Below are 26348 nucleotides of genomic sequence, written 5' to 3' on the forward strand. Positions count from 1 at the left end.
AAATAAGCCATAGTATGAACAATTACGAAATTCAAAGCCGTGAATGGTGGGTACAAGAATGGATTGATCTATTAGAGAAGTCCCGCTTCAAAAAGCGATTGGAAAGGGCACGAAATTATGCAATGCAGGGAAATGTTCTCGGCATTGAATTTAAAGGTCCAAAGGTGTTAGCAAAAGTGCAAGGTACGGCACCGGAACCCTATCAAGTTTCCCTATCCCTAGACCCTTTTACAGATGAACAGTGGGATTATGTGATTGAAACCATGTCTCAACGGGCGATTTTTTCTGCCCAACTATTGGCGGGAGAAATGCCGCCCAACATTCAAGAAGTGTTTACCGCCAATGGTTTGAGTATATTTCCCTTTACTTTGTCTGATATCCATGCACGGTGCAGTTGCCCGGATAAAGAAATTCCCTGCAAACACATTGGTGCAGTTTATTATCAGTTAGGCGATCGCTTCAGTGAAGATCCTTTCGTCATCTTCCAGTTGCGGGGACGCCCCAAAGAACAAATCCTCGATACCTTACGCAAGCTAAGACGCGGTAGCGAGCAAAATTCTGAGAATGAAATTACCACGGCTGAGACATCCCAGCTATCGGGCGAGGATACTTCATCCTTACCAGCAACTCCTCTTAAAGTTGAGGAATTCTGGCAATACGACGAACCGCTGGATTCTTCACTGGTGGTGATTGCACCGACCGGCGACACTGTATTAGATGTACTGGGAGCGATTCCTCTCGCATCCGGTTCTAGTCAGCCGGTGATGCAATATCTAGACACCGTTTATCAAACAGTCAGTCAGCAAGCTTTTCTAGCGGCAATGAATTTAGAAGAGAGTTAATAGATTGAGAAGAAGCGATCGCTTAGCGTAATCATTGAGAGTGCGATCGCTTGTTGAGGCAAGCAGGACTTCCCGGCAGGATGCTTTGGGCGATTGAGCGCTCAAAGCGTTTTACGGAATGCGTAGAATGGCGGCGGTAGAGAGTAAGGATCAGCCCGGTTGCGAGGAAATTCATGAAACTGGATTTGCAGAGGTTTTATCAAGCGTGTAACCCTAGCCCTCTGAACATGGGCAATGCCGAGGAGCGAAAGTATTACATCGATTTCTCCTCAGTGCGCGGGGGCAATATTATCCGCGAGTTGGGACGAACCGTCACCCGTCTTTCACCTGATAAGCCGACCTGCCAATTGTTTACAGGACATATCGGCTGTGGCAAGTCCACAGAATTGCAGCAACTTCAGGCTGATTTAGAGCAGCAGGGATTTCATGTAGTTTATTTCGAGTCTAGCCAAGTTTTGGAAATGGCAGATGTCGATGTTACAGATATAATGCTGGCGATCGCTCGTCAGGTGAGTGCAAGCCTGGAAGCGATTCAAATCAAGCTTAAACCAGGCTACTTTACTAATTTATTTACTGAAATAGCAGACTTTTTGCAGACACCGATAGATGTTTCGATGGAAGCTGAGTTGTCTGTGGGCATCGGCAAGCTGACTGCTAAAACTAAAGATAGTCCCAAGCTTCGCAATCAGTTAAGGCAATATTTAGAACCACGCACGAATGGGATTCTAGAAGCGATTAACAAGGAACTATTTGGAGTTGCTAGAGAAAAACTTAAGCAGCAAGGCAAAAAAGGACTGGTAGTCATTATCGATAATCTGGATCGACTGGAAAACTCGGTAAAGCCAACCGGGCAAATTCAGCCAGAATATTTATTTGTAGAACGGGGAGAACAACTCAACCAGCTGAATTGCCATGTGGTCTATACGATTCCACTGGTGTTGATTTTTTCAAACGCTTTAGGAAGGCTGACGAATCGATTTGGGGGAGATCCCAAGGTGTTGCCGATGGTGCCCGTGCAGGTACGCTCTGGCGGTGAATCAAAAGAGGGGATGGCGCTGCTGCAACAGATGGTACTGGCAAGAGCCTTCCCCGACGTAAATGTAGTAGAGCGTGTCAATAAAATTACAGAAGTTTTTGATAGTCCTGAAACTTTAGCTCGCCTGTGCCGTGTAAGTGGCGGTCATGTGCGGAACCTGCTGGTGCTGCTTTCCCGCTGTCTTGAGCGAGACGATCCACCTCTGTCGCGGGATTGCCTTGAAGGGGTGATTCGGCAACGCCGGAATGCGCTAATCTTGGCACTCACTGAGGATGAATGGATATTGCTGCGGGAAGTGGCACAACAGAAAAGCTTAAGAGGAGAGGAACGATACCAAACTCTAGTGCGCGATATGTTTGTATTTGAATACCGAGACGAAGATGGGTCTTGGTTTGATATCAATCCAATTTTGCGAGAAGCGAAAGAACTTCAGCTATGACTAACTCGCATCAACTGGAAGATGTTGCTGCTGATAACGAGAGTTCGCTGAAGGCCCTGGTACGGGCAATTAGGCTGTCTCAAGGGCAATTTCGGCTAATTTTGGCGCGGTGCAACTATGGGGCGTTGCGCGATCACATGGTGCAACGCCTGCGGGAGTTATCCTCAGTGGAGATCCGAGAGTTAAACTTGCCTGCATCTGTCAAGACACTCTACACAATCCTACTTGCAGAACTAGGAGATGAAAAGCCGTCAGCTGTGATGGTTTTTGGTTTGGAGTCGGTGAACGACCTCAACACGGTTCTCACTTCAACCAACCAAGTAAGGGAGGAGTTTCGCCAAAATTTTCCGTTCCCACTGGTGTTGTGGGTTAACGACCAAGTTCTACAAAAGTTGATCCGCTTAGCACCAGATTTTGAGAGTTGGGCAACAAGTGTTGAGTTTGCACTCTGTACTGATGAGTTAATTGATTTTCTGAAGCAAAATACAGATGCGTTATTTACTGGCAATGTAATTACTAATTTAGAAACTTGCTGTGAAATAGAGGCAGCTTTTCAGGATTTGCAAAGTCGCGGACAAGAATTAGAGCCAGAGGTAGAAGCGGGTTTAGAATTTTGTCGCGGCTTAGATGATTATGCAAATAATCAAATAGATGCTGCTATAGAACATTATCAAAAAAGTTTAAGATATTGGCAGGAAAGGAAACATCTAGAGCGGCAAGGTAGATTGCTACTTAATATTGCATTATGTTATTACAGCAAGGCTGAACAAAATCAGCGGTATTGGGAAGAAATCCGCTATTATCTTCAGCAATGCCTTGATGTTTTTGAGCAAGCTGAACGTCCGGATTTGGTCGCTAGCCATATTAGTAAACTTGGTGACGTTTTGCGACAGCTACAAGCATGGGAAGATTTACAAATTCTTGCCCAAAAAGCTGTTAATCTACACCAAAAATACGGGGATTTAAGCCAATTAGCTCAAGATTACGGCTTTTTTGCAGAAGTAGCTCTAGAGCAATCGCGCTGGGATGATGCGAATCAATTAGCTCAACAAGCATTGCAAACTTTAGATAGGATTCCAAGTATTCAGCCATACAAGCGGGGTTTATATCGATTTATTTTAGCGCGATCGCAATCGCATTTAGGTTTAGCTAAAGAAGCTGTTGTTAACTTAGAAAAAGCTAGTGAAGAAGCAATTCCACAGTACGATCCAAAACTTCATGTTGATATTTTGGAAGAGTTGCAATGGCTTTATTACCAGGAAGGTGAGTATTTAAAAGCCTTTGAAATTAAACAAGAAAGAATTTCTACTGAGTATCAATACAATTTTCGAGCTTTTGCGGGTACGTCTCATTTACAACCAAAACGACAGGTAATTCACCCATTATTAAAAACTGGTCATGAAGTAATCATTTCTCAGGAAATCGCTGCTTCCGGTCGGGAGCAAGATGTTAAGCGTTTAATAGGAAGAATTAGTAGTAATCAACATAAACTAATCGTAATTCACGGTCAGTCAGGGGTAGGAAAAAGTTCGATTCTGAGAGCGGGGTTAGTTCCAGTCTTGAAACAGCAACCAATTGGAGAGCGAAATGCTTTACCTGTTGTAGTGCGATTTTACACTGATTGGGTTAGCGCATTGGGCAGGGATTTAGTGGAGGGATTGGGGGAAAAGGCGATCGCGCAACGCCATGAAGATTCCCCCCAGCCCCCCTTAATAAGGGCAGAGAGGGTGCAACGCCATGAAGATTCCCTCCAGCCCCCATTAATAAGGGGGGAGAAAGAAGGATCAATTAGCCCGCCTTTTCAAGCTCTGTTAGGAGTAACTTTTAATTCAACGGCAGGGATTATTGAACAGTTGCGAAAAAATGCGGATTGTAATCTGTTAACTGTTCTGATATTTGACCAGTTTGAAGAGTTTTTCTTTGTTTACAGAGACCAAACAAAAAGATTAGATTTTTATAATTTTTTGCAAGCTTGTCTGGATATTCCCTATGTAAAGATTATCCTGGCGTTGCGAGAGGATTATTTACATTATTTGTTGGAATGCAACCGCATCCATCAGATGGGTGCGGTTAACAACAACATACTTGATAAAAATATTTTGTATTACTTAGGCGATTTTTCGCCCAAGGAGGCAAAGTTAGTTATTGAAAACTTAACCAAACGCTCCCAGTTTTACTTAGAGCCAGCGTTGATAGAGGAACTGGTGAAGGATTTGGCGGGAGAGTTGAAGGCGGTACGTCCGATAGAGTTGCAAATTGTTGGGGCACAACTCCAGTCAGAAAAAATTACTACTTTAGAACAGTATCGGTGTCTGGGGGACAACCCGAAAGTAGAACTGGTGGAGCGACATTTAGCAGAAGTTATCGAAGATTGCGGTTCAGAAGAAAACAGAAAACTAGCTCAACTGGTTTTATACTTGCTCACCGATGAAAATAATACTCGTCCTTTAAAAACTCGTGCTGATTTGGCACAGTCTTTAGAATTAAAAGCTGACAATCTGGCTTTAGTTTTAGAGATTTTACTGAGTTCGGGGTTAGTGGTGCGAGTGCCAGAATCTCCCGCGGACCGCTATCAACTGGTTCACGATTATCTGGTGGCATTTATTCGTCAGCAACAGGGAGCTGAACTATTAGCAGAACTGAGGAAGGAAAAAGAGCAACGAATACGTAGTGAAGAGAAATTAAAAGAATTTCAGATAGGGCAAATTGATGCTCTTAGTCGTTATTCCGGTGCACTATTTTTCTCAAATAAAGAGTTTGATGCGCTAATAGAAGGTTTACGGGCAGGAATAGCACTCAAGCAAGCAGGTGGAGCAAAAACAGATACCGAGATACAAGTTGTAACTGCACTGCGACAGGCGGTTTATGGGGTGAGAGAGCGCAACCGCTTGGAAGGGCATAGCGCCGCAGTCATTAGCATCAGTTACAGCCCGGATGGCAAGACTTTGGCTTCCGCAAGTGAGGACAACACTATCAAACTGTGGAATCTGGCAACGAGTGAATTCATTGCTACACTCCAAGGGCATAGCGCCGCAGTCATTAGCATTAGTTACAGCCCAGATGGCAAGACTTTGGCTTCCGCAAGTGAAGACAAGACTATCAAATTGTGGAATTGGGAAACGGGTAAAGCGATTGCTACCCTCCAAGGGCATAGCGCAGCAGTCTTTAGCATTAGTTACAGCCCGGATGGCAAGACTTTGGCTTCCGCCAGTTATGACAACACCATCAAACTGTGGAATCGGGAAACGGGTAAAGCGATTGCTACCCTCCAAGGGCATAGTGCAGCAGTCAGGAGTGTCAGTTACAGCCCGGATGGCAAGACTTTGGCTTCCGCCAGTTATGACAACACCATCAAACTGTGGAATCGGGAAACGGGTAAAGCGATTGCTACCCTCCAAGGGCATCGCGATTCAGTCTGGAGCGTCAGTTACAGCCCGGATGGCAAGACTTTGGCTTCTGCAAGTGAGGACAACACCATCAAACTGTGGAATCTAGCAACGAGTGAATTTATTGCTACACTCCAAGGGCATAGCGCAGCAGTCTTTAGTGTCAGTTACAGCCCGGATGGCAAGACTTTGGCTTCCGCCAGTCGGGACAACACCATCAAACTGTGGAATCGGGAAACGGGTAAAGCGATTGCTACCCTCCAAGGGCATCGCGATTCAGTAATTAGCATCAGTCACAGCCCGGATGGCAAAACTTTGGCTTCTGCCAGTTATGACAACACCATCAAACTGTGGAATCGGGAAACGGGTAAAGCGATTGCTACCCTCCAAGGGCATCGCGATTCAGTCTGGAGCGTCAGTTACAACCCGGATGGCAAGACTTTGGCTTCCGCAAGTGAGGACAACACCATCAAACTGTGGAATCGGGAAACGGGTAAAGCGATTGCTACCCTCCAAGGGCATATGGCAGCAGTCTTTAGCATTAGTTACAGCCCGGATGGCAAGACTTTGGCTTCCGCAAGTGAAGACAAGACCATCAAACTGTGGAATCGAGAAACGGGTAAAGCGATTGCTACCCTCCAAGGGCATAGCGCAGCAGTCTTTAGTGTCAGTTACAGTCCGGATGGCAAGACTTTGGCTTCCGCAAGTGAAGACAAGACCATCAAACTGTGGAATCGAGAAACGGGTAAAGCAATTGCTACCTTTCAAGGGCATATGGCAGCAGTTTTTAGTGTCAGTTACAGCCCGGATGGCAAAATTTTGGCTTCTGCCAGTTATGACAACACCATCAAACTGTGGAATCGGGAAACGGGTAAAGCGATTGCTACCCTCCAAGGGCATATGGCAGCAGTCAGGAGTGTCAGTTACAGCCCGGATGGCAAGACTTTGGCTTCTGCCAGTTATGACAACACCATCAAACTGTGGAATCGGGAAACGGGTAAAGCGATTGCTACCCTCCAAGGGCATAGCGCAGCAGTCTTTAGTGTCAGTTACAGCCCGGATGGCAAGACTTTGGCTTCTGCCAGTTGGGACAAGACCATCAAACTGTGGAATCTCGATCTGGACGATTTACTGGTGCGTGGTTGCGATTGGGTACACGATTATTTGCAGACAAATCGCAATGTGAGCGATCGCCATCTCTGCGACGGTATCGGCACCCAAAAGTAGCTGCTAGGATGCGATATAACTTATCCAATACCATAGTAAGCGCCATACCAAGCGCGATCACTCACTGCCCAAATTCTAGCCGCGCCTGCTCCACTAACTCACCTGTGACAACTTCCAAACCCCCTGCACGAGCGATCTGCTCAATTCGCTGACGCGCTTGGGAACGGACAAAAAAAGGAATATTTTTCAGCTTTGCCTTTGCTTCCGGCGTCCACTGTAAAACATCTGTAAAATCAGAATCGCGCATGGTACACCAGCCCTTAGCTATCAGCCATTCAGCTTTTAGCTAGTAAACTTAATCGCATTTTATCAAGTAGCGATCGCTTTCGCGTATGCCGTTCCTAGCGGCTCCTCGCGCCATGACACACCAGCCTTAGGAAAAATCAATTTCTTTGGCTGAGCTTGCTTTAGTTTCTTCTGTGCCCTCTTCGTTCAACTAATAAATATCTTGCCTACAGCAAATACATTCGCTATGGGCAAGATATTTACGAGAGATAAAGTTCCGATTTAGGGTTGAAGATTCAAGATTGAAAGTTTTACATAAATCTTGTTAGCTGCACGCGGTAGCGTTCCTTTTTGGTAACAGCAATTTCCCCAACCTCTAACCGTCCTTTGCCGCGAATCGCAATTAAGTCTCCAGACTTCAGAAGATGACTTGGCTGGGTGACTTCTTTCCAGTTCAATCGCACATCACCGCCGTCAATGAAATCAACCATTTTGCTGCGAGACATCCCAAAGCCAGCGGAAGCGATCGCATCCAGCCTCAATGAAGCCTCCACCGTTGTCAATTCTTTCTTTTTCGGTTCCCGAATTTTTAACTCGCTTAATTCAATTTGCCGAGTTTTTACCGGGACGGAACGCACCTGATTGAGATGCATTCCCAAAAACTCCACCATTTCTGGAACAACAATCGCCTGCGCTCCTTGCTCTCCCAGCACAATCACGTCCCCAGTCTTTTCGCGGACGATCCCACACCCCAACATTGCGCCGAGGAAGTCTCGGTGGGTGGCTTGGTCAAACAAGAAATTACCGGCAATATCGATAGCAGCAATCGAAACTTGTGAGGCATCGAGGGGCAATTCTGCACGCGCGATCGCAATTCGCTGTCGTTCAGCTTGCGGATAACCTCCCCAAGCAACGAGTTGGACTTCTGTTAACCGATTAAACGCTTGCTGGATTTCAGCTAGTTCTGGAGGAGACAGAAAATCCGTAAAGACTACTTCCCAGGTTTTAATCGCTTGATCCGCTAGATCGATAACACGAGCCACAGTCTCTCGATTTTCGACTCCTTTGAGGAGTTCTTCCCTTGGCAACATACAGCAGACGCTTGATTGAGGTGAAACTTTCTTGATTCTATCGTTGGGAGCGAAACCTGATGGAGAGTGCGATCGCTTTCGCGTATGCCGCTCCTAGCGGCTCCTCGCGCTTGGCTAAACTGAATCATTCCCATTTACCCAAACCGATTCCCGATCTGTTTCCACGACCACCCATCATTTCTGACTAAGGCGAGGAGCAAACGCCGTCGTTTCGTCAAGTTGCTGACTTCTGATGCAAAGACTTCATCGCTAACCGTGGGAATCCCGTACGCACGTAACTCATCTAGCATTGCTAGGGGTGGCACGTCTGAGGCTGGCTTAATGTAAGCAGAAGTAAGAGTTTCTAGAAAGACGGACAGCGTTTGTCTTACTGGGTACAGCGCCACCGAATCGGGTCGATGCTCCGGCTTGATGCCAAATTCAAGCAAGGTCAGCGCCTCGTCCAAGACAGCCATGTTAATTTCCGCCGCTGTCTCCCGCCTGGTGCTATGAAAGTAATGAAGTACCGGATAAGCGAAATGACTTTGCCCGTATAACGCTAGCATAGGCGCGATCGCTACCAAGTGCTGAGATAGCATCCCAAAATCTTTACCGTTCCATGCTTTGGTGACGATTTCGGTGGGAGTATTACCAAGACAGGAAATGTAGGTTGCCAACTGTCGTTTCTGGGTTCCGGCTGACACTACAGAAAGCAGATAAGTAATCGATAGAGTAATGAGGAAAAACCCGTTCGCTGCTGCCGTCGCAGTTGCCAGTTGCCAAATTTTTCCTTGGGGTTGGTAGTCTCCAAGACCGAGAGTAACTAAGGTATAACCTGTAAAGTAAATTTTCTCCCAGATATCAGTAGGCTGCTTTGTATCCGCAGAAATCAACGAGCGATCGCTGGCGCTAAAAATTAAGACCCATCCTGCCCAAGTAGCCAAAATCCACAGCAGCGTAGAAATGCCAATGGTGCTGTAGCCTGCAACGGAAAGCATCTGATGAGAGGGAGAGGAGCGATGTCGATGGAGAAGCAATCTCCACAAGCAATTGGACAATCTAGATGTAATCGGCCCCCCACCGCCGCCGACGGCGATCGTTGTCCAAAGCACATCAACTACGATCGAGCCGACGAGCGCAACTCCCAAACAAGTTGGCAATATTTGCATCTAAACCCCCTTCCAGTGACTTGCGCTCAGGCTGGTAGTTAAAGTAACAATGTTGTGTTTGTTACTTCCTCTGCCCGTGGATGGAAGACCCAGCCAGCTCGAAAGGTTGGAAGGTGCTTATTTTCTAGACTCCCTCTGAGTCAACGTAGCCTTGGATATTTTCGGGTTCAAACTGACGGAGAATCCGAGTCGCTTGGCGGATGATCGTTTCGGAAGCTTTGACGACAATCAGATACTTACCGGCATTGAGGCGGTTGCGGTAAGGCAAGGCATCACCACTTCCCAGCGCCAAGCCTACTCCTCCCCCCACAAACACGCTACCCATCGCACCGGAGGCGGCACCTAAAAGTCCAGCAATCAGGTAATTGCCGATTGGACCCGCCCAGGCAAAGGTGTCTAAACCCGTGGTGATATTGAAAGCTATTCCAGCGAAAAATCCAAAGGGGATGAGCCAATAAGCCATCAGCTTTGATTGCTTTTTAGCTTGCTCGTTGGGGTCAATTAAGCCAAATTCATCCGCGCTTTTGTATCCTCTGCCCAAAATACTAACTTTATTCATCGGTAAGCCTTCTTTCTCTAAAGCGGAATAGGCGGCTTCTGCCTGGATGCGGTCTGCCAGTACGGCAACGAGATAATTCATGGTGATTCGTAAAATGCTGAGATAGCCTTAGTTAAAGCCTAGCAGTGCAAGGGACAGCAAATCTTCTACCGTAATTAGGATGCACTTGCGCGAGAAGTCGCTAGGAGCGGTATATGCGAAAGCGATCGCATTTGTGCGATGGGTAGCTGATATCTTTGGCTGTGTTTTGTTTCGTTCCGCCATCGGCAAGAAGCACTTCGCCCACGCGAATGAAAGTTAAAAACTTTCAGCCAACCAGCCGTACAAAGACACCTGATACAGTTAAAATGACCTTCTGCCTGTATTGTTCGTGGTGGAGAGTGATTAGACGCGATGTCTAAGCCAGCTCCCATCAGGCAAGCTTGCTCCTAAGGTTTTACCGGCACGCGATCGCGTAACGCAAGGGAGCTATCCTGGCGAAGTGGATGCAACGCAACGCGCGACTTGCGGTTTTGACCTTTTAGGGGTCGTGCGTGCGTGTCGTAATGGAATTTTTATTTAGACTCACCTGCCCATCATGTCCAAGGTTCTTGTTTCCGATCCCATAGACCAAGTTGGAATAGATATCCTCTCCCAAGTTGCCCAAGTTGACATTAAAACAGGTCTTTCTCCAGAAGAACTGGTGCGAATTATGCCAGAGTATGACGCTCTGATGATTCGTTCTGGAACCCATGTCACCAAAGAAATTATCGAAGCGGGCACCCAGCTAAAAATTATTGGTCGTGCTGGAGTTGGCGTCGATAATGTCGATGTTCCAGCCGCCACCCGACAAGGAATTGTCGTCGTCAATTCCCCCGAAGGTAACACCATTGCAGCAGCAGAACACGCTTTGGCAATGATGCTATCGCTCTCCCGTTATATCCCCGAAGCCAATCAGTCGGTGAAAAGCAGTCAGTGGGATCGCAAGAGTTTTATCGGGGCTGAAGTTTACAAGAAAACGCTGGGTGTTGTCGGTTTGGGGAAAATTGGTTCTCATGTCGCCAGCGTTGCGAAAGCGATGGGGATGAAACTGCTAGCTTACGATCCCTTCATCTCGGTAGAACGGGCAGATGAACTGGGTTGTCGTCTAGTCGATCTGGATATGCTGTTTCAGGAATCCGATTACATTACCCTGCACATCCCCAAAACTCCAGAAACGACTCATCTGATTAACGCCGAAGCGATCGCTAAAATGAAACCCACGACTCGGATTATCAATTGTGCCCGTGGTGGCATTATTGATGAGGCAGCCTTGGCGGAGGCGTTAAAAGCTGGCAAAATTGCTGGGGCGGCGTTGGACGTTTTTGAGACAGAACCGCTTGGCGAGTCGGAGTTGCGATCGCTGGGGAAAAATCTTATCCTCACTCCCCACCTGGGAGCCTCTACAGCAGAAGCGCAGGTAAATGTCGCTATTGATGTTGCCGAGCAGATTCGGGACGTTCTGCTGGGGCTACCAGCGCGTTCAGCCGTGAATATTCCTGGGTTGCGGCCTGACGTATTGGAAAAACTCAGACCTTATCTCCTCTTGGCGGAAACTCTGGGTCATTTGGTCGGGCAACTGGCTGGAGGACGGATTGAGTTGTTGAATATCAGCTTGCAGGGAGAATTGGCAACTAATCAAAGTCAGCCTCTCATCGTAGCAGCACTGAAAGGGCTGCTCTCTCAAGCGTTGAGAGAGCGAGTGAACTACGTGAATGCCAGTATTGAGGCAAAGGAGCGGGGAATTCGCGTGATTGAAACGCGGGATGCCTCGATTCGAGATTATTCGGGTTCGCTGCAACTGTCGGCAAAGGGTTCCCTAGGAGAACACTCGGTCACTGGTGCTTTATTGGGCGATAACGAAATTCGGATCACTAGCATTGATGATTTTCCCATCAACGTCCCCCCCACTTCTAATATGCTGTTTACGCTGCACCGCGATATGCCAGGAATTATCGGGAATATTGGTTCCCTATTGGGCAGTTTTAATGTCAATATTGCCAGTATGCAGGTGGGTCGTAAAATCGTGCGCGGCGATGCAGTAATGGTGTTAAGCCTAGACGATCCCCTACCAGAGGGAATTTTGGCGGAAATTCTCAAGATTCCCGGCATTCGAGATGCCTATACGGTAACTTTATAAGTGCTGAGGATGGAGGATGTAGGACTGAGGACTGAGGTATGAGGACTGAGGATGAAGAAAAGAGATACACAAAGAGTAAATTCTTTTTAGTTTCTCTTGACTCTCTATTGCTAAGTTCTACGTTCTAACCTTCCTCAGTCCTCAGCCAGTGCTTCGCACCACTGGGCTAACAGTCCTCACCCCTCAGTCCTCAGTCCTCAGCCCTCATACCTCAGTCCTTAGTCCTCAGCCCTCAGCCCTGATGTATGGCAAACACCTGGTGGGAAATTCAAGTTCTCTGCGACCCAGCCTTAGAAGATTTAATTTTCTGGCGGCTGGAAAAATTTGGCTGTCGCGGCACATCCATTGAGGTTAAAGGACACTCGCGCCTAGTGTGTGGTTATTTATCCGCACTCCAAGCGCAGTTATTAGATTTGGCGGCGCTGTCTCTGTGGCTGCGTCAAGATGCGCTGAATGTGGGAATGCCGATGCCGGTGATGGATTGGCATTTAATTGATGAGGAAGATTGGGCAAGTAGCTGGAAGCAATACTGGCAACCGCAAGAAGTTGGCGATCGCTTATTAATCTACCCTGCCTGGTTGCCCCCTCCAGAGCAGACGGAACGGATTACCCTGCGCCTCGATCCCGGAGCCGCTTTTGGCACCGGCACCCATCAAACGACTCAGCTGTGTCTGGAAGCGTTGGAGATGCGATTGGGTTTGGGCACTCCCGATATCGTTGTGGCAGATATTGGTTGTGGATCTGGCATTCTCTCAATTGCCGCAATGCTTTTAGGTGCCGAAAGGGTTTATGCCGCAGATCTTGACCCGATGGCGGTGCGAGCCACCCACAGCAACCGAGAACTCAACAAAATTAGCCCCGATCGGTTGATTGTGGAGCAAGGCAGTATCGACCGCTTAATGCAATTGTTACATGAGCCGGTCGATGGCATTCTTTGCAATATTCTGGCGGAGGTGATTATCGACTTGATCCCGCAGATGACAGAGATGGCTAAACCCAGCACTTGGGGAATTATTAGCGGCGTTTTGCTAGAACAAGCGAAGCCCATTGCCGATACTTTAGAGCAACATGATTGGATTGTTGCCACGCTCTGGCGGCGTCAAGAGTGGTGCTGCTTTAATATTCGACGCTCATAAATTAGGACTGAGTGCTGAGGACTGAGGACTGAGAGAGGAGAGAGGACTGAGGTTTGAGGACTGTTAGCAAAGTAGTGCGAAGCACAAGCTGAGTAAGGTATGAAAGGTCTTAAATCAGAGTTACCAATTAACTACCGATCGCTTTTTATAGCTTTTTACTGAGATTTTAGCCCTCAGTTCTCAGTCCTCAGTCTTCAGTCCTCAATCCTCAGCCCTCAATCTTCAAGCTGAGTGGACGACATCCTGACAGAATTTGGTGCATATTCACGACAGCACCAATAATGGCGATCGCGGGTGCCCCAAATCCAGTCGCCTCGACTTGCGCCACAATCGTCTCCAAAGTGCTGATGAGTTCTTCTTGTTCCGGTCGAGTTCCCCAGCGAACCAACGCTACTGGCGTCTCTGGGCTTAAGCCTGCTGTTTGAAGTTGTTCTGTAATGTAAGGTAAGTTGTGAACGCCCATGTAAATGACAATGGTTTCAGAACCGTGGGCGATCGCTTGCCAGTTCACAGCGGGTCGATACTTCCCGGCGGATTCGTGTCCGGTAACAAATGTCACCGAAGAGCTATAAGCACGGTGAGTTAGAGGAATTCCTGCATAAGCGGGTGCTGCAATCCCAGATGTCACCCCTGGTACTACCTCTACCGGCACTCCCGCATTTACTAAGTCTTCCATTTCCTCGCCACCACGACCAAACACAAAGGGATCGCCACCTTTGAGGCGCACCACGATTGCCGCAGTTTGTGCTTTTTCAATTAAGAGTTGAGTCGTTTCTTCCTGCAACAGAGAATGACGCCCCATCCGCTTTCCCGCGTCAATTTTTTCGGCTTCGGGATTAATCATTGCCAAAATTTGGGGACTCACCAGAGCGTCGTAAACTACGACATCGGCACACTCTAACAGCCCTTTCCCTTTGAGGGTTAACAAACCGGGATCTCCCGGCCCTGCACCCACTAGATATACTTTACCCAAACACGTTCTCCTGTTTACCTGTATGTTTTCTGAAAGTGTGAGGTTCATTGACTTCTCAAATCCCAAATTAAATCCGCTAATTCCGCGCTAGCGCCGATTGGTTCAGCCATTTGGAGTTTTGCCGATGGAAACTGCTGGGATAATCGCTCAACTGTTCGAGCGATCGCATCCGTAATTCCCCCAGCAAATAGAAAATAAGGCAGGATGGCGATTTTTTCCTTCCCCGCCTCAACCAACGCTTTCACCCTGTCCTCTAGGCTGGGTGGCACTGACCAGTAAGCAGGCACCGCGTCCAAAGTCCGTGCAATGGTTTCTACTGACTGATTTCCCCCAGCACGGCGGCTTCCGTGAGCTAGGAGAATCCGAGCGTCTGCTGTTATCGAAGCGAATTGACTGGCTAACAGACGGCTCAAGCCAAGGTGATCGCCTAAGTGAGGACGAATGTCAAGTTTTAATTTAGAGCCAAACGCTGCTTGAGCGATCGCAACTTCCTCTGGGATATCCTCCATGACGTGAACTCCCGGCAGGAGAAACAGCGGCAACACCTGAATGCAGGGGTTCTCAGAATGGTACTCAGATGCAACAGCGCGATTCTGCTTTATAGACGCCACGCGATTCTGCTTCGCAGACGCTACGCGAACGCCAAATTGCCGAATTTGCTCGTGCAACGGCTCGGTTGCCAATTCTAGCACTGCTGTACCCACCAGTGGTTCTTGTAAAGACGTAAAATTTCGCGTTTCTAGCATGGGCGATGCACCCAAGCGGCGAACGGGTTGAGATGCCTGCACCCAGGCTATCTCTGACCTTTGTGCCTTCTCGTAGATCAGGGCTGCCAGCTGTTCTACAGCGGCTTGGGGGCGAGGGTCGCGGCTTCCGTGAGAGACCAGTAGATAGGCAGATGACTTGGGCAAGTGTGTAACTACAGGCTTTTGAGCAGTTTCTTTATTCAATTTGATATCGTTTCCAGCAACAATTTCTGTATCAATCGTTTCCAATTGACAATTTCTCCCGGCGGTTTACCCATTTGGGCACCGCTGAGGCTTAGAGGATTTCTAATATTATTAATAACTTATTCATAAAAATAGAGCCACTGGGCTACACCTCCCAGTAACTCTATCTTTTTTAATTGAGTTCTACTGCTGACGATTTACTGTTTAACTTCAGCAGATGGATCGGCGACATACTGAAAATCCGGTTCCGAGTTCCAAGGCCCGCGCTCATCTTTACCATTCGTAGACAAGTTGAAGTAAAGATTGACCGTTTCATCCGGCTGGATATTGCCAAAGAAAGGATCTGTTAATTTGCCCAAGGAAGAAAGTGCATTCATGAACATCTTCGTATGAGAAATTTCGCGAGTCAGCAAATGTACCAAGGTGTCTTTTGTACCTTGATCCGGAGCCATTTTGATCAGCTCCTCATAGGTTTGACGTGCCCCAGCCTCAGCGGCAATATCTGCCCGCAGATCGCGCACAACATCCCCACCTTCATTGATATAGTTCGCTGTCCAAGCGCTTCCTTGGCTATCTAAAAAGTGTGGTCCCATGCCGCGTACAGCGAAGAGCGTACTCCGGTACGCTTCTGTTTGATCCACATTCTTGGTATGTGATTCAATCAGTTTGCCAACCATTTCTAAGTGGCTAAACTCTTCGATTGCAATATCTTGGAGCATATCCCGAATACCAGGATTTTCGCAATGAAACGACTGCACCCAATACTGTAAAGCGGCTGTTAATTCACCCGTTGCTCCCCCAAACTGCTCTAGCAGTAGCTGGGCATAACGTGGATTCGGCTCTGTGATATTAACAGTATGAATGGGTTCTTTTTTATGGAAAAACATGAATGGATTCCTTTCCTCTATTTGCCGGATCGTTGAGCGCTTGCCAATATTTTTTGTAAAGGAATTCAAAAAAAACGATTCTTTTTCCTTCACAAATCAAGGTATATACCCATACTTTAGATCGGCTGTCAAAGGTATTCCTGCCTCATCGGGTAGACTTAGCTCATGGATTTTTCTATAACCAGAGGAGGACACAAAAAACAAGATTGAAATCTCAGTTGAGGCAATTTTTTAGCTAAAACCGTTCCAATCGCTCAACCGAGGATGAAAATCGCTGATAAGGCAGCAAAAGCTAAGCAATACTGCACTGTTCTAGCTTTACAGCCATTGCACTGGCGTGACGCCACCATTCATAACCACCTGCCCACCGCCGCGATGGTAGGTGTCCGATGGGTGCCTTATCGCTAAATTTCAAACCAGAGTCAGGAATATACGGGTTGTGGGTAGGCCAGCCAACGCGATCGCAAAAATTGCTATATTCTCCCCCAACCTCTAGAAAAATTTGCTTTTGCACGCTGAAACCAAAGCGCCCCTGGCTGTACTTTACCCATAACTGGTCGATTGTCCATAAATCCTCGCAAGGAAACTTTTGAATATCGCTGTTGAATAGATAGTGACTGCTTGACTTGCCGACTACCAAACACATGAGTGCCCAGGTTTCCCCGTCGGCTTCTTTCCATTTCTTTTTAGCGAGTAAATCTCGCAATTTTGTATAATCAACTCCAACCTCGGAATTCAAAGCACTACCACCCGGTCGTTGAAATTGAGTTGGAAGCGGGAATGTAGAACTGGGGTTTAAATTCTGCTGTACCGCTTGCAAGGCAGAGGCAGCGTCTGGGTAGCGATCTTTAATGTTATTTTGCAGCAGCCGATCCAAAATTTGACCTAGGCGATCGCTAACTTTTCTCTCCTTGGGCAAAAAATCGCGCCACGCCCATCCGTTATTCATAATGTCATACATATTCAGGGGCGAAACGCCTGTGAGCAAGTAGATACAAGTGACGCCCAAACTGTAGAGGTCGCTACAGGGCAGGGCTTTGCCCCGCGTTTGTTCGGGTGCCATATAATCCGGGCTACCGACGATCGTGCCAGTGTTGAACACAGCAGTGTCTGTGAATAGCTTGGCAATCCCAAAATCAATCAAAATTAACTCACCTTCCCTTTCTCCTGGGGAAGAGGAGGTTGAGGGGGTGCGGCGGATAATATTCGCTGGCTTAATATCTCGGTGAATCACCCGATGTTCGTGGATATATTGCAAAACTGGCAACAAATCCTGCAAAAATTCCCAAATCTGCGTTTCGTTATAAATGTCCCGTTGCTGCAATTCCTCCGCTAGAGTGTGCCCGGAAATCAACTCCTGCACTAAATACAGCTGCTGCTGCTGTTCAAAGTGGGCAAAGAGAGAGGGAATTTGCGGATGTTTCCCTAGTTCATTCAGGTGTATCGCTTCCTGACGAAATAAGGAAACGACCTTTCTAAAACTGGTTGAATCTTGCTGTGGGAAGCACAGTTGCTTAATGACACACTTGGGTTTAGAGGGAATATGCTCATCCACCGCCAAAAAAGTTCTTCCCATGCCACCTTTACCAATAGGTTTGACTGGGCGATAGCGGTCTTTCAGCAATAACGCTTGCCCACAACACAGGCAAAATCTTTGGTCAGAAGGATTTTGGGGTCTTTGACATCCAGCGCTAACACAATAGATCATGGCAGCCGCGATCGCACTCCCTGTTGATATTCATCTCCAAGATATCCTCAATTGGAGAGATGACCATTGGGTGTATCTGTTATAAGGCTGAGTGTAGTTAATTGGCGGCGTTACCCGTTTCTCAGCACTTTAAGAAGCGATCGCGCAGCTTGAAGCAATAATTCTTTGCTAACAAGATTATTGCTTCTCTGCTTGATAAATATAGACATTGTCGAAAGCTCCTACCGACTCAAAATGATAAGAAGGCAGGAACGAACTAACCGACAAATCGGTGCGATAAATGCTAAAAAAGATAAAATTTTGCCGCTCTGTCGTTTCAGCAATCAGCCGCTTCACCTGCGGGCTGCCCGTCTCAACTAATAACATACATTGACGCTTCAAAAAATTCTCAAAGTTTTCTGGAGCCTTTTCACAAACATTGTCTTTTATGTACACCGTTAGTTGCTGTAAGGCAAATTCTTCGTACTCCTCCTGAGTGGGATTCGTCAGCGCCATCGCTACACCCAGCCCAGCCAAGGCGACTCCCGCAATCGTTGTAATAACCTGTAAACCCTTCATGGGATGTTAAAACCATTCTTTTGTAGCCTTTGACTACGGCGATCGCCGTCTGAGTTCCAGGTTAATTGACGAAAGACTGGATCAACTGGCAAACAGAATGCTATATTAAAAATCTGAAATGGCGAGCGTAGCCAAGTGGTTAAGGCAGTGGATTGTGATTCCACCACTCGGGGGTTCAAGTCCCCTCGTTCGCCCTGGCTCTTGTATAGACGTAGATCATCCGTCTCTCAAAAGTCATTACTTTTGGGTGCGACTACTACAAACAAAGACCCCTCTCCAGAAGCCTGCGGAATATGGCTGCAACACTGGGAGGGGTTATTAATATTATTGTTGTGACGCACACTACTTGAGGGGAACAGCCTTTACATCAACCGTGTCTGAATTGGAAGTTGACCCAACACCTGCAACATCCGCTTCAGAGACCGCTTGCTCGTCACGAGACTTGAGGCGCTGAGATAGCATTTGGGAAACTTCAGCAACCAGGAGCGTCAGAATCACACCATCGTCAATCCATCCGATGATGGGTATGAAATCCGGGGCAATATCAATCGGGCTGAAAAGATAAAGTAATGACCCTAGAATCACCCACCAACGATACTTGGGATTACGGATCGAGTTGCGATACCAGTTGTAAATTGATTGGATTGAAAAATTATTCATTATTGAATCCTCTAGCTATTTTTAATATTGACAAATCTACCAGCATTATGTAGGTGTGGATATCCACCCGAAGTTTGACTAGAAGATTCGACAATAGCGGGAGAACCTCGCCCTTTAGTTCAGTCTGAATGACAATGCTTGTCTAAAATTGGAATGGCTTCAAGTTGTTAAAGAAAATTAAAAGCTTGGGGAGTGTAGGAGGAAAGAATCGACCGTGACTTTTCCAGAACTGATTGAGAAGGGTGGGCCTGTAATGTGGCCTCTGCTAGCTTTATCGCTGCTGTCTTTGGGCACTATTTTTGAGCGCTTGTGGTTTTGGGCAAGAATCTTGACCAAAGAAAGAGAAACTGTAAATCGCGTGCTGGAAGCAGCAACTCGCAACTGGGAAGTTGCCACTGAGATTGCTCACCAATCTAGAAAACAGCCGATAGGGCGTTATCTGTATGCTCCCTTACGACTCTCTAACGCCGATCCAGAATTGTTTAGGCTTGCACTGGAGGCAGCCGCAGACGAGGAATTAGCTTCGATGCGCCAAGGCGACAAAATTTTAGAAGCAGTGATTGCCCTCGGGCCTCTACTAGGATTGTTGGGAACCGTGTTGGGATTGATCAGATCCCTGAGTGGTATTCGCCTTGGCGATCTCGGAACGTCTTCAACCGCTGGAGTGACTTTAGGGATTAGCGAATCTCTGATCAGTACGGCGGCTGGGCTGATAGTAGCAATTACCAGCCTTGTCTTCTATCGGCTGTTTCAAGGTTTTTTGTTTAACCAAGTCAAAATTTTCCGTAAAGCGGGAAATGAGCTGGAGTTAATGTACCGACAGGAATGGCCCAAACTTGGTATTGATCGTCATCCGATGAAGGCGAGAGTAGAAACTTCAGATACGGCTGAACCCTAGAAGCCATTCGTGATTGGTCATTCGTCATGGGTTATTAGTCAGGAGCGAAGAATTAGGGACTAAGGACTCATGACTTTTTAAATTCCCCTGTTGTTTAAACTTATGAAGATTAACTTGGATACTCCGGGTGATGACGCCCGAATTGAGATTATTCCCCTGATTGATGTCATCTTCTGTATCCTGACGTTCTTTCTGTTGGCAGCTTTGCAACTCACTCGTCAGCAAGCAATCAGCGTGGATTTGCCCAAAGCTAGTAGCGGCACTCCGCAGATGCGAGAGATGTTGATGGTGAGCTTGGATGATTTTGGTCAAATTTACGTGGAGCAACAGCAGATTAATTCAAAAGATCAGCTGACTCAATCTTTGCAGAATTACCGCTCGACAAATCCAAATGGATTGATGGTGCTGTACGCTTCTCGGACTGCAAGTTACAACGATGTCATCCAGGTTTTGGATTTGCTGCGAGATGTTGGAGGCGATCGCGTGTCTTTAGCGACTCTACCCGGTTCCGGTGATGCGGCGGCTGGCTCTAATACGCAGGTTCCTACGGCTCCTAGTCCCGGTTTAGCGCCCTATTCCGGCAACGCTCCTATCCAACCTTATAATCCTTATGCGCCACCCAGTCCATCAGCCAATCCATACAATCTGGGTCAGCCGCAATTGCCGGTGGCTCCGGGACAACCAGAGATTAATCCCACGATTCCCGGTACTACGATTCCCGGTACTGTACCCGTGACACCGACTGTTCCGGCTCCCCAAGGGACTGATTCTGCTCCCAAGAGGTAGGGGCAATTCTGCCAATTTACAGAGGTCGAGGCGCGATTGTTTGTTTAAGGTAGGGATAATCAAAAGATTTTTTCACGCCTCAACTTCTGGATAGGAGGTTTATAAATATGGATTTAATTGATGTGCTGATTACCTGGTTGGTAACAGCCGCCAGTTTGTTAATTATTAGCAAGCTGCCACTCGGAGTTGAGATTGATAACCCAGGAATTGGTTATATTTCGGCAGCCGTTTTTGGGATTTTAAATGCAGCGATTAGCTTTGTATTTTTTACCTTGCCGAATACGCTAACATTTGGCATCTACGGATTTTTTGCAAAGCTTTTGACTTTGGGTTTATTCTCTTTTGTCCTCAATGTCATTGCACTGACAATAGCCGCGAGATTGATTACAGGCTTTCGTTTGGAAAAAGGGATTTGGAGTGCGGTCATCGGTGCGATCGCTCTCGCCGCTGTCAGCAGCTTTATTACCAGTGTCGTGATTGGTCAGCCAACAGCAATTGCGTAAAGAGTCGATCGAAGGGTAGGCATCAATTAGCGTAAACTAACCAATAACTTTAAAAGCCCGGTTTCTATCAGAAACCGGGCTTTTTGCTGGTCAGTTTTTCGGCTGGAGATCCCTCATCGCTCCCTTTTTCCAGGGAGCGATGAAAAAGTTGCAAGAACTTTAAGCGGGAACTTGAATTTTTTGGCTACCGGCAAGTCCAAAAGCGGCGTGGATGGCTTGTAAGGCGGTGACGCCCTGATTTTCTGCTACGACGCAGCTGATTTTTATTTCAGAAGTTGTAATCATCTGAATATTGATTTGGTGTTGGGAAAGCGCTTCAAACATTTGGGCGGCGACACCGGGTTGCCCGACCATACCGGAACCGACGATACTTACTTTAGCGATCGCTGTATCCACTAAAACTTCACCGCAGCCTAAGGATGGTGCGAGTTTTTCGAGTGCTGCTTTCGCTTCTGCTGCATCTGCTTGGGCGACGGTGAAGGCAATATCGCGGGTCCCGATCCCATTCACCACGCGACAGCGTTGGGATTGGATAATCATATCCACGCTGATATTTTTCTCGGCTAAGAGTCCAAACACTTGAGCTGCCATCCCTGGACGATCGGGGATATGACGAATGGCGAGACGCGCTTGATTGAAATCAAGGGCAACACCGCGCACGGGGGGAGCGGAGTGCTGAGGACTCAGGGCTGAGGACTGAGAAATTTTGCCCTGTTGTTCTACACTACTTTCTACAATTCTGTTTTGGTGGAGTGGGGAATGGTTGACCTCGAAGGTTTGGCACAAAAGAGCGATCGCGCGATCGCAATCATCCGCATCAATGACGCAACTAACTTTCACTTCCGAGGTGGAAATCATCTGAATATTGATCCCAGCACTAGAAAGCGTAGCGAACATCTGCGCTGCTACACCCGGACGCCCAATCATTCCCGCACCCGCGATCGAGACTTTGGCAATTTGCCTGTCTACCATCACCTCGGCTTCTCCGTCTTCTGGGTTGTTTGAGCTGCGGAGGGCGGGCGCGATCGCTGCGGCTACAGCTTCTGCCCGATTGATAACGTTTTTGCTAACTGTAAATGCAATATCGTTGGTATTGCCTTCGTGAATCGACTGGATAATTAAGTCGATATCTAAGGCTTGATGGGCAATTTCACCAAATAGCCGCGCCGCCACGCCTGGACGATCTGGCACCCGCAACAGCGCAATTTTCGCTTGGTCGGTATCAAATTCTACCCCATCGACAGGACGGGCAATTTCTAAATCTTGGAGCGATCGCGGCTTAGGCATTGGAGAAATCACCCTAGTCCCCGGATCGTCCGTCCAGCTAGAACGCACCACCAACTCTACGCCATAATTCCGGGCAATTTCCACAGCGCGAGGATGCAACACCTTTGCCCCTAAGCTGGCTAACTCAAGCATTTCATCGGAGGTAATCTCCTCCATCAGCTGGGCTTCTGGCACTAACCGGGGATCGGTGGTAAAAATCCCTGGCACATCCGTGTAGATTTCGCAACAGCTGGCTCGTAAAGCTGCCGCTAGTGCTACCGCCGAAGTATCGGAACCGCCGCGCCCCAAGGTGGTAATTTCCAACTCTTCGGTACTAGTGATGCCTTGGAAACCCGCCACCACAACCACCTTACCCGCGTCTAAGTGACGTTCCACCCGATGTGTCTGGATATGCAGAATCCGGGCGCGGGTGTGTTCGGCTTCGGTAACAATTCCAACCTGTGCGCCAGTGAGAGAAACCGCTGGCTGTCCCAATTCCTGCAATGCCATACTCAGCAAGGCGATTGAGACTTGCTCGCCAGTAGAGAGCAGCATATCCATTTCCCGACGAGAGGGATTTGTAGAGATTTGGTTGGCTAATTTCACCAATCCATCAGTCGTCTTCCCCATTGCCGAAACTACGACAACCAGCGAGTTGCCCATCTGGGCTGTTTTTAAAACCCGCTGAGCGACTGCCTGAATGCGTTCCACCGAACCAACTGAAGTGCCACCGTATTTCTGGACAATTAACGCCATAATTCTCTCACCAATCCTGCCTAGGATATACCCACAGGCTAAAGCCTGTGGCTACACAAACCAAGCCTGCCTAAGCTCGTAAGCGCACTAAAGGTGCGACAGGCTGACACGGCAAAGCATCTTAATTTAACCTAATTAAATTATCAGACTTGCTGGGACAAAACAGGCTGACTTTAGATTGTGTTGATTGATTATCGTCAAACATCTATCGCGGGGAGTGTGGAAATAGGGCGAAGCACTTGCGGATTTTCAAGAATGATGCGATCGCTTCCTCCTCCCTGACAAAGGTAAGATCCATACAGTAAATGCCACAGAAAGTCACTATGTTAGACGGCAACCTGCTGCATAATCTGCCGTCTAGTGCAGAATTGCCTGACTCTGACGATACTTCTGTAGACAATGAACTACAAACTCTCATTCTCAATTAACCAGACACCAGTTCCTGCTGATTGTCTTACTTATGTAGTATGGTAAAAATTTGGTAGTGATTAAAGTAAATTTAATGTTTACTCGCTTTGAAAAATTGCCCATACGGGTATCAGAATTGAAAACTTGCTTCTACTGTGGGAATTCTCTACCAGCCATAGCAAAAGAACATATTTTTAATTCATCTTGGGGCGGTTCACACAAAACAGGATACTTGATTTGTAATGAATGTAATATTAGCTTCTCAACAAAAACAGATCCAGCTTTTTCTGTTTATGTAGAGGCTGTAATGAATTCTTGGTCGTTTAAAGGTGAACGCCATAAAGATGTACCAAAAATTATCTTAGAAGGAGATTATTTTTTAGATAAAGGAGGGATACTTAAGCTTAAAAATGCAATCATTGAAGATGAACTTCAGCCTGATGGAACGATTGAGCAATATTTCGTTTTTAATTCTAGGAGTCAAGCCAACCATTGGATAGAAGAAGGCGGTATGGCTAGTTGGCTAGGAAGATTACCATCAGCAGAGGAACAGAAATATTTCAAGGAATTAATAAAGCAGGCAAGTCCAAATGTCCTAGATGCTAAGCCTCAGAAATTTTCTGATGGGCTGAATCTTCGGGAACAGTATCGTTCATCTGCTCATACAATTCTCAAGTGCCTAAAATTCTATTTACCAGAGTGGATTTCTAGTGATTTGGCTAAACCTGTTCAACACTTTGCGCGATATGACCAAGGTGATTGGAGGTTTTTTGCAGTCAATGTTGAGCAATTTTTCTCTATAGCTGAACAGGCGGCAAGCATCTTGAAATTAGGTGTTCACCATAACTCAGTAGAGGTTTACTGGTGTTCTCATTTAAAGATGGTCATTGGTGTGCTAACTATCCTTCATCGAGTCAGAAGGACAGTTATCATTGCTCAAAACTATTGTGGGCCAGATGCCATCTTATATGTTGCTGAAGATACACATGGTTCTAAAAAGCCTCCTCAAGCACTGTTTGCCGAATTTGACTCAAAGCAATTCTCTCTACCATTATTAGGCGTGCAATATTTCGCATCTCTCCATAAAATGGAGCAATTCTTTGATCATGAGCTTACAGTTCTTATGGCACTTTATTATCCAATTGACGCTATTACGGCTCGTTTAACTGAAGGAATCAAAGCACTTAACGAAAAAACTCCTCGAATCAATGAAACAGCGATTGAAGAGTATGTGAACTTGTTTCTGGAATTTATCTCGAATTTAAGCAAAATTTTAGGAGTGCCTATAGATCCAGATAGGGCACGTACCAAGCTTTTTGAATATGGCTTTTCAAGTTTAGTAAATCAGTCTATAGGTAGGGCTTGTACAGATTTGGATGTTACTGCTCTGATGGTAAAAGCGTTTGACCATGTTATGAAAGATTGCAACTTGGATATGCTCTAGAAAAGTGCGATCGCAATTTAAAAATAGTTATCCCAATTTTAGAAAATCGAACGATTCTTTTAGTTTGTACAAGTGATCGCGCTTGTTTGGTCGTTGTCATTGTTTCCTCTTGGCTCCACAGCAAATGAATCGGATTAATATCGATACGACTAAGTATCGTAATTACAATAGGGAGTGTCAAGAGGAGCTGCCTTAGGGTGGCAGGACATTTTAGACAGAGGGACAGCTTTTAAAATTCACCAGGCTATTCCCAATTCCCAACTTGTTTTCTTCTTTTGTATGATCATTACCGCCTCCTGACAGACTTGATATGGAGGAGTACAAACCTAAAATCGAGGACAATTAGCGATGTTAAAGGGTGAACGAGTAACGCTACGGGGTATACGGCGGGACGATCTACCGAAACTGTGCGAGTTTAACAATGATTTAGCCGTTGAATTGGCAGGTGGAGGAGATCCGCCGATCCCCCAATCCCTGGAACGGCTACAAGCAGAGTTCGAGCAAAATGCCGCCAAAGGTGGACGAGATGGCACCTGGTTTGCGATCGAGGCAGATGGCAAGTTCATTGGGCAGTGCGGCTTAGTTGGTTTTGATATATTTCAGGGGGTGGCGCGTGTCTGCGAATTAGGCATTGCAATTGGGGATAAGGAATATTGGGGACGTGGCTACGGTCGTGAAGCGATCGCATTGCTGCTGGATTATGCGTTTCGATACTGGAATCTACATCGAGTTTGGTTGAGGACAAATTCAAGGAATGAACGCGCGATTCGCTGTTATCAATCCTGTGGATTTGTGGAAGAAGGTCGCCTCCGGGGTCACGAGTGGTATAACGGCAGATACGTTGATACGCTGTGCATGGGAATATTGCGCGAGGAGTGGGAGCAGATTAAGAAACAAGACTGATTTCATCTAACGCAACTCCCCATTTGACAATTCTTTGAGAACGCTTGAAGCAAACTGTCCTTGAGTTCCTTGGTGTCTCTATGACGCCACCCATAGATTTACATAAGAGCCACTAACTTTAACAACTCTGCTGACCAGCGACTCCCGATTGCGATCGCACTATCATCTTCTGTATTTTTCGGATTTAATTCTCACTTGCTAATTTTTGTCGTAACTCCCGAATCGCAACGCTGGTATTGCGCTCGGAGGCAATTCGGAAACACTCGGTGATGAATGCTAAAGCATTATCCCTCTTCTGTCACTTTCCGGAGAAGCAAGTAGTAAATCAGTTAAATTATCCAGAAGCCAAACCGGGTTTAAATTGATTCATTGCAGCAATTAAATGATTAAATCCCAGCAAT

Annotated in this window: 23 protein-coding genes, 1 tRNA gene and 1 pseudogene; 13 read left to right on the top strand and 12 right to left on the bottom strand. The window is 46.9% G+C overall.

The window, feature by feature from the left end; translation table 11 throughout:
* Nucleotides 1-14 precede the first annotated feature (14 nt).
* A complete protein-coding gene (locus NDA03_RS10620; RefSeq protein ID WP_190431715.1) occupies nucleotides 15-842 on the top strand; it encodes an SWIM zinc finger family protein in 828 nt (275 codons plus the stop codon).
* A gap of 31 nt (nucleotides 843-873) precedes the next feature.
* Here NDA03_RS10620 and NDA03_RS10625 read toward each other — a convergent pair whose 3' ends face one another.
* The gene (locus NDA03_RS10625) at nucleotides 874-1017 is read right to left on the bottom strand and encodes a hypothetical protein (protein ID WP_348237986.1); all 144 of its coding nucleotides are present in this window, start codon (nucleotides 1015-1017) and stop codon (nucleotides 874-876) included.
* Between NDA03_RS10625 and NDA03_RS10630 the strand changes: the two genes are divergently transcribed.
* Both NDA03_RS10630 and NDA03_RS10635 read left to right on the top strand, forming a co-directional pair.
* Nucleotides 1016-2317 (top strand): P-loop NTPase fold protein, encoded by a 1302-nt coding sequence (locus NDA03_RS10630; RefSeq protein ID WP_348237987.1) that lies wholly within the window; start codon nucleotides 1016-1018, stop codon nucleotides 2315-2317. The two genes, NDA03_RS10625 and NDA03_RS10630, sit on opposite strands and share 2 nt — an antisense overlap.
* Nucleotides 2314-6930 (top strand): AAA family ATPase, encoded by a 4617-nt coding sequence (locus NDA03_RS10635; RefSeq protein ID WP_348237988.1) that lies wholly within the window; start codon nucleotides 2314-2316, stop codon nucleotides 6928-6930. The genes NDA03_RS10630 and NDA03_RS10635 overlap by 4 nt, the downstream gene beginning before the upstream one ends.
* Nucleotides 6931-6991: 61 nt before the next feature.
* On the opposite strand, the gene NDA03_RS10640 is transcribed toward NDA03_RS10635, so the two are convergent.
* The 4 genes from NDA03_RS10640 to NDA03_RS10655 form a co-directional block, all read right to left on the bottom strand.
* On the bottom strand, nucleotides 6992-7177 hold the full coding sequence (locus NDA03_RS10640; RefSeq protein WP_190411824.1) for a PCP reductase family protein: 186 nt from the start codon (nucleotides 7175-7177) through the stop codon (nucleotides 6992-6994).
* 289 nt (nucleotides 7178-7466) lie between these two features.
* Nucleotides 7467-8246: a photosystem II S4 domain protein gene (locus tag NDA03_RS10645; protein WP_190814258.1), complete on the bottom strand. Its 780-nt coding sequence runs from the start codon at nucleotides 8244-8246 to the stop codon at nucleotides 7467-7469.
* Between the two features lie 134 nt (nucleotides 8247-8380).
* Nucleotides 8381-9394, bottom strand: coding sequence for an ion channel (locus NDA03_RS10650; protein WP_348237989.1), 1014 nt, complete (start codon nucleotides 9392-9394; stop codon nucleotides 8381-8383).
* A 124-nt stretch (nucleotides 9395-9518) separates the two neighbouring features.
* A complete protein-coding gene (locus NDA03_RS10655) occupies nucleotides 9519-10034 on the bottom strand; it encodes a hypothetical protein (RefSeq protein WP_190411820.1) in 516 nt (171 codons plus the stop codon).
* A gap of 79 nt (nucleotides 10035-10113) precedes the next feature.
* Between NDA03_RS10655 and NDA03_RS10660 the strand changes: the two genes are divergently transcribed.
* The 3 genes from NDA03_RS10660 to prmA all read left to right on the top strand — a co-directional run bounded on the left by NDA03_RS10660 (nucleotide 10114) and on the right by prmA (nucleotide 13247).
* Entirely contained in the window at nucleotides 10114-10254 is a 141-nt protein-coding gene (locus tag NDA03_RS10660) for a hypothetical protein (RefSeq protein WP_206755349.1), read from the top strand.
* A 276-nt stretch (nucleotides 10255-10530) separates the two neighbouring features.
* Nucleotides 10531-12111: a phosphoglycerate dehydrogenase gene (serA, locus tag NDA03_RS10665; RefSeq protein ID WP_190411818.1), complete on the top strand. Its 1581-nt coding sequence runs from the start codon at nucleotides 10531-10533 to the stop codon at nucleotides 12109-12111.
* A 245-nt stretch (nucleotides 12112-12356) separates the two neighbouring features.
* Nucleotides 12357-13247, top strand: coding sequence for a 50S ribosomal protein L11 methyltransferase (gene prmA, locus NDA03_RS10670; RefSeq protein WP_190536817.1), 891 nt, complete (start codon nucleotides 12357-12359; stop codon nucleotides 13245-13247).
* A 208-nt stretch (nucleotides 13248-13455) separates the two neighbouring features.
* Here the strand turns inward: prmA and cobA are convergent, their stop codons facing one another.
* The 5 genes from cobA to NDA03_RS10695 form a co-directional block, all read right to left on the bottom strand.
* Nucleotides 13456-14268, bottom strand: a complete 813-nt coding sequence (gene cobA, locus NDA03_RS10675; protein ID WP_348237990.1) for a uroporphyrinogen-III C-methyltransferase — start codon at nucleotides 14266-14268, stop codon at nucleotides 13456-13458.
* Nucleotides 14265-15131: a sirohydrochlorin chelatase gene (locus NDA03_RS10680; protein ID WP_348238000.1), complete on the bottom strand. Its 867-nt coding sequence runs from the start codon at nucleotides 15129-15131 to the stop codon at nucleotides 14265-14267. Before NDA03_RS10680 ends, cobA begins: the two co-directional genes overlap by 4 nt.
* 236 nt (nucleotides 15132-15367) lie before the next feature.
* Nucleotides 15368-16057: a manganese catalase family protein gene (locus NDA03_RS10685; RefSeq protein WP_190411815.1), complete on the bottom strand. Its 690-nt coding sequence runs from the start codon at nucleotides 16055-16057 to the stop codon at nucleotides 15368-15370.
* A 292-nt stretch (nucleotides 16058-16349) separates the two neighbouring features.
* A complete protein-coding gene (locus tag NDA03_RS10690; protein WP_348237991.1) occupies nucleotides 16350-17765 on the bottom strand; it encodes a serine/threonine-protein kinase in 1416 nt (471 codons plus the stop codon).
* A 177-nt stretch (nucleotides 17766-17942) separates the two neighbouring features.
* The gene (locus NDA03_RS10695) at nucleotides 17943-18323 is read right to left on the bottom strand and encodes a DUF4359 domain-containing protein (RefSeq protein ID WP_190411813.1); all 381 of its coding nucleotides are present in this window, start codon (nucleotides 18321-18323) and stop codon (nucleotides 17943-17945) included.
* 121 nt (nucleotides 18324-18444) lie between these two features.
* Between NDA03_RS10695 and NDA03_RS10700 the strand changes: the two genes are divergently transcribed.
* Nucleotides 18445-18517 (top strand) — tRNA-His (locus NDA03_RS10700).
* A 148-nt stretch (nucleotides 18518-18665) separates the two neighbouring features.
* Here NDA03_RS10700 and NDA03_RS10705 read toward each other — a convergent pair.
* Complete coding sequence (locus tag NDA03_RS10705; protein WP_190433986.1) at nucleotides 18666-18983, bottom strand: YkvA family protein; 318 nt, start codon at nucleotides 18981-18983, stop codon at nucleotides 18666-18668.
* A gap of 214 nt (nucleotides 18984-19197) precedes the next feature.
* Between NDA03_RS10705 and NDA03_RS10710 the strand changes: the two genes are divergently transcribed.
* The 3 genes from NDA03_RS10710 to NDA03_RS10720 all read left to right on the top strand — a co-directional run bounded on the left by NDA03_RS10710 (nucleotide 19198) and on the right by NDA03_RS10720 (nucleotide 21170).
* The gene (locus tag NDA03_RS10710; RefSeq protein WP_190536814.1) at nucleotides 19198-19881 is read left to right on the top strand and encodes a MotA/TolQ/ExbB proton channel family protein; all 684 of its coding nucleotides are present in this window, start codon (nucleotides 19198-19200) and stop codon (nucleotides 19879-19881) included.
* Nucleotides 19882-19983: 102 nt separating this feature from the next.
* Nucleotides 19984-20667 (top strand): biopolymer transporter ExbD, encoded by a 684-nt coding sequence (locus NDA03_RS10715; protein ID WP_190411810.1) that lies wholly within the window; start codon nucleotides 19984-19986, stop codon nucleotides 20665-20667.
* A gap of 107 nt (nucleotides 20668-20774) precedes the next feature.
* A complete protein-coding gene (locus tag NDA03_RS10720) occupies nucleotides 20775-21170 on the top strand; it encodes a phage holin family protein (RefSeq protein WP_190411809.1) in 396 nt (131 codons plus the stop codon).
* A 159-nt stretch (nucleotides 21171-21329) separates the two neighbouring features.
* Here the strand turns inward: NDA03_RS10720 and NDA03_RS10725 are convergent, their stop codons facing one another.
* On the bottom strand, nucleotides 21330-23192 hold the full coding sequence (locus tag NDA03_RS10725; protein WP_348237992.1) for an aspartate kinase: 1863 nt from the start codon (nucleotides 23190-23192) through the stop codon (nucleotides 21330-21332).
* Between the two features lie 323 nt (nucleotides 23193-23515).
* On the opposite strand from NDA03_RS10725, the pseudogene NDA03_RS10730 reads away from it, so the two are divergent.
* The 3 genes and pseudogenes from NDA03_RS10730 to NDA03_RS10740 form a co-directional block, all read left to right on the top strand.
* Nucleotides 23516-23611: pseudogene (locus NDA03_RS10730) on the top strand (Uma2 family endonuclease); the annotation flags it as partial.
* A 65-nt stretch (nucleotides 23612-23676) separates the two neighbouring features.
* A complete protein-coding gene (locus tag NDA03_RS10735) occupies nucleotides 23677-25044 on the top strand; it encodes an HNH endonuclease (protein WP_348237993.1) in 1368 nt (455 codons plus the stop codon).
* A gap of 348 nt (nucleotides 25045-25392) precedes the next feature.
* Complete coding sequence (locus NDA03_RS10740) at nucleotides 25393-25947, top strand: GNAT family protein (RefSeq protein ID WP_348237994.1); 555 nt, start codon at nucleotides 25393-25395, stop codon at nucleotides 25945-25947.
* The last annotated feature ends 401 nt before the right edge of the window (nucleotides 25948-26348 follow it).

Source organism: Trichocoleus sp. Lan, from assembly GCF_039961855.1.
GTDB lineage: Bacteria > Cyanobacteriota > Cyanobacteriia > Cyanobacteriales > FACHB-T130 > FACHB-T130.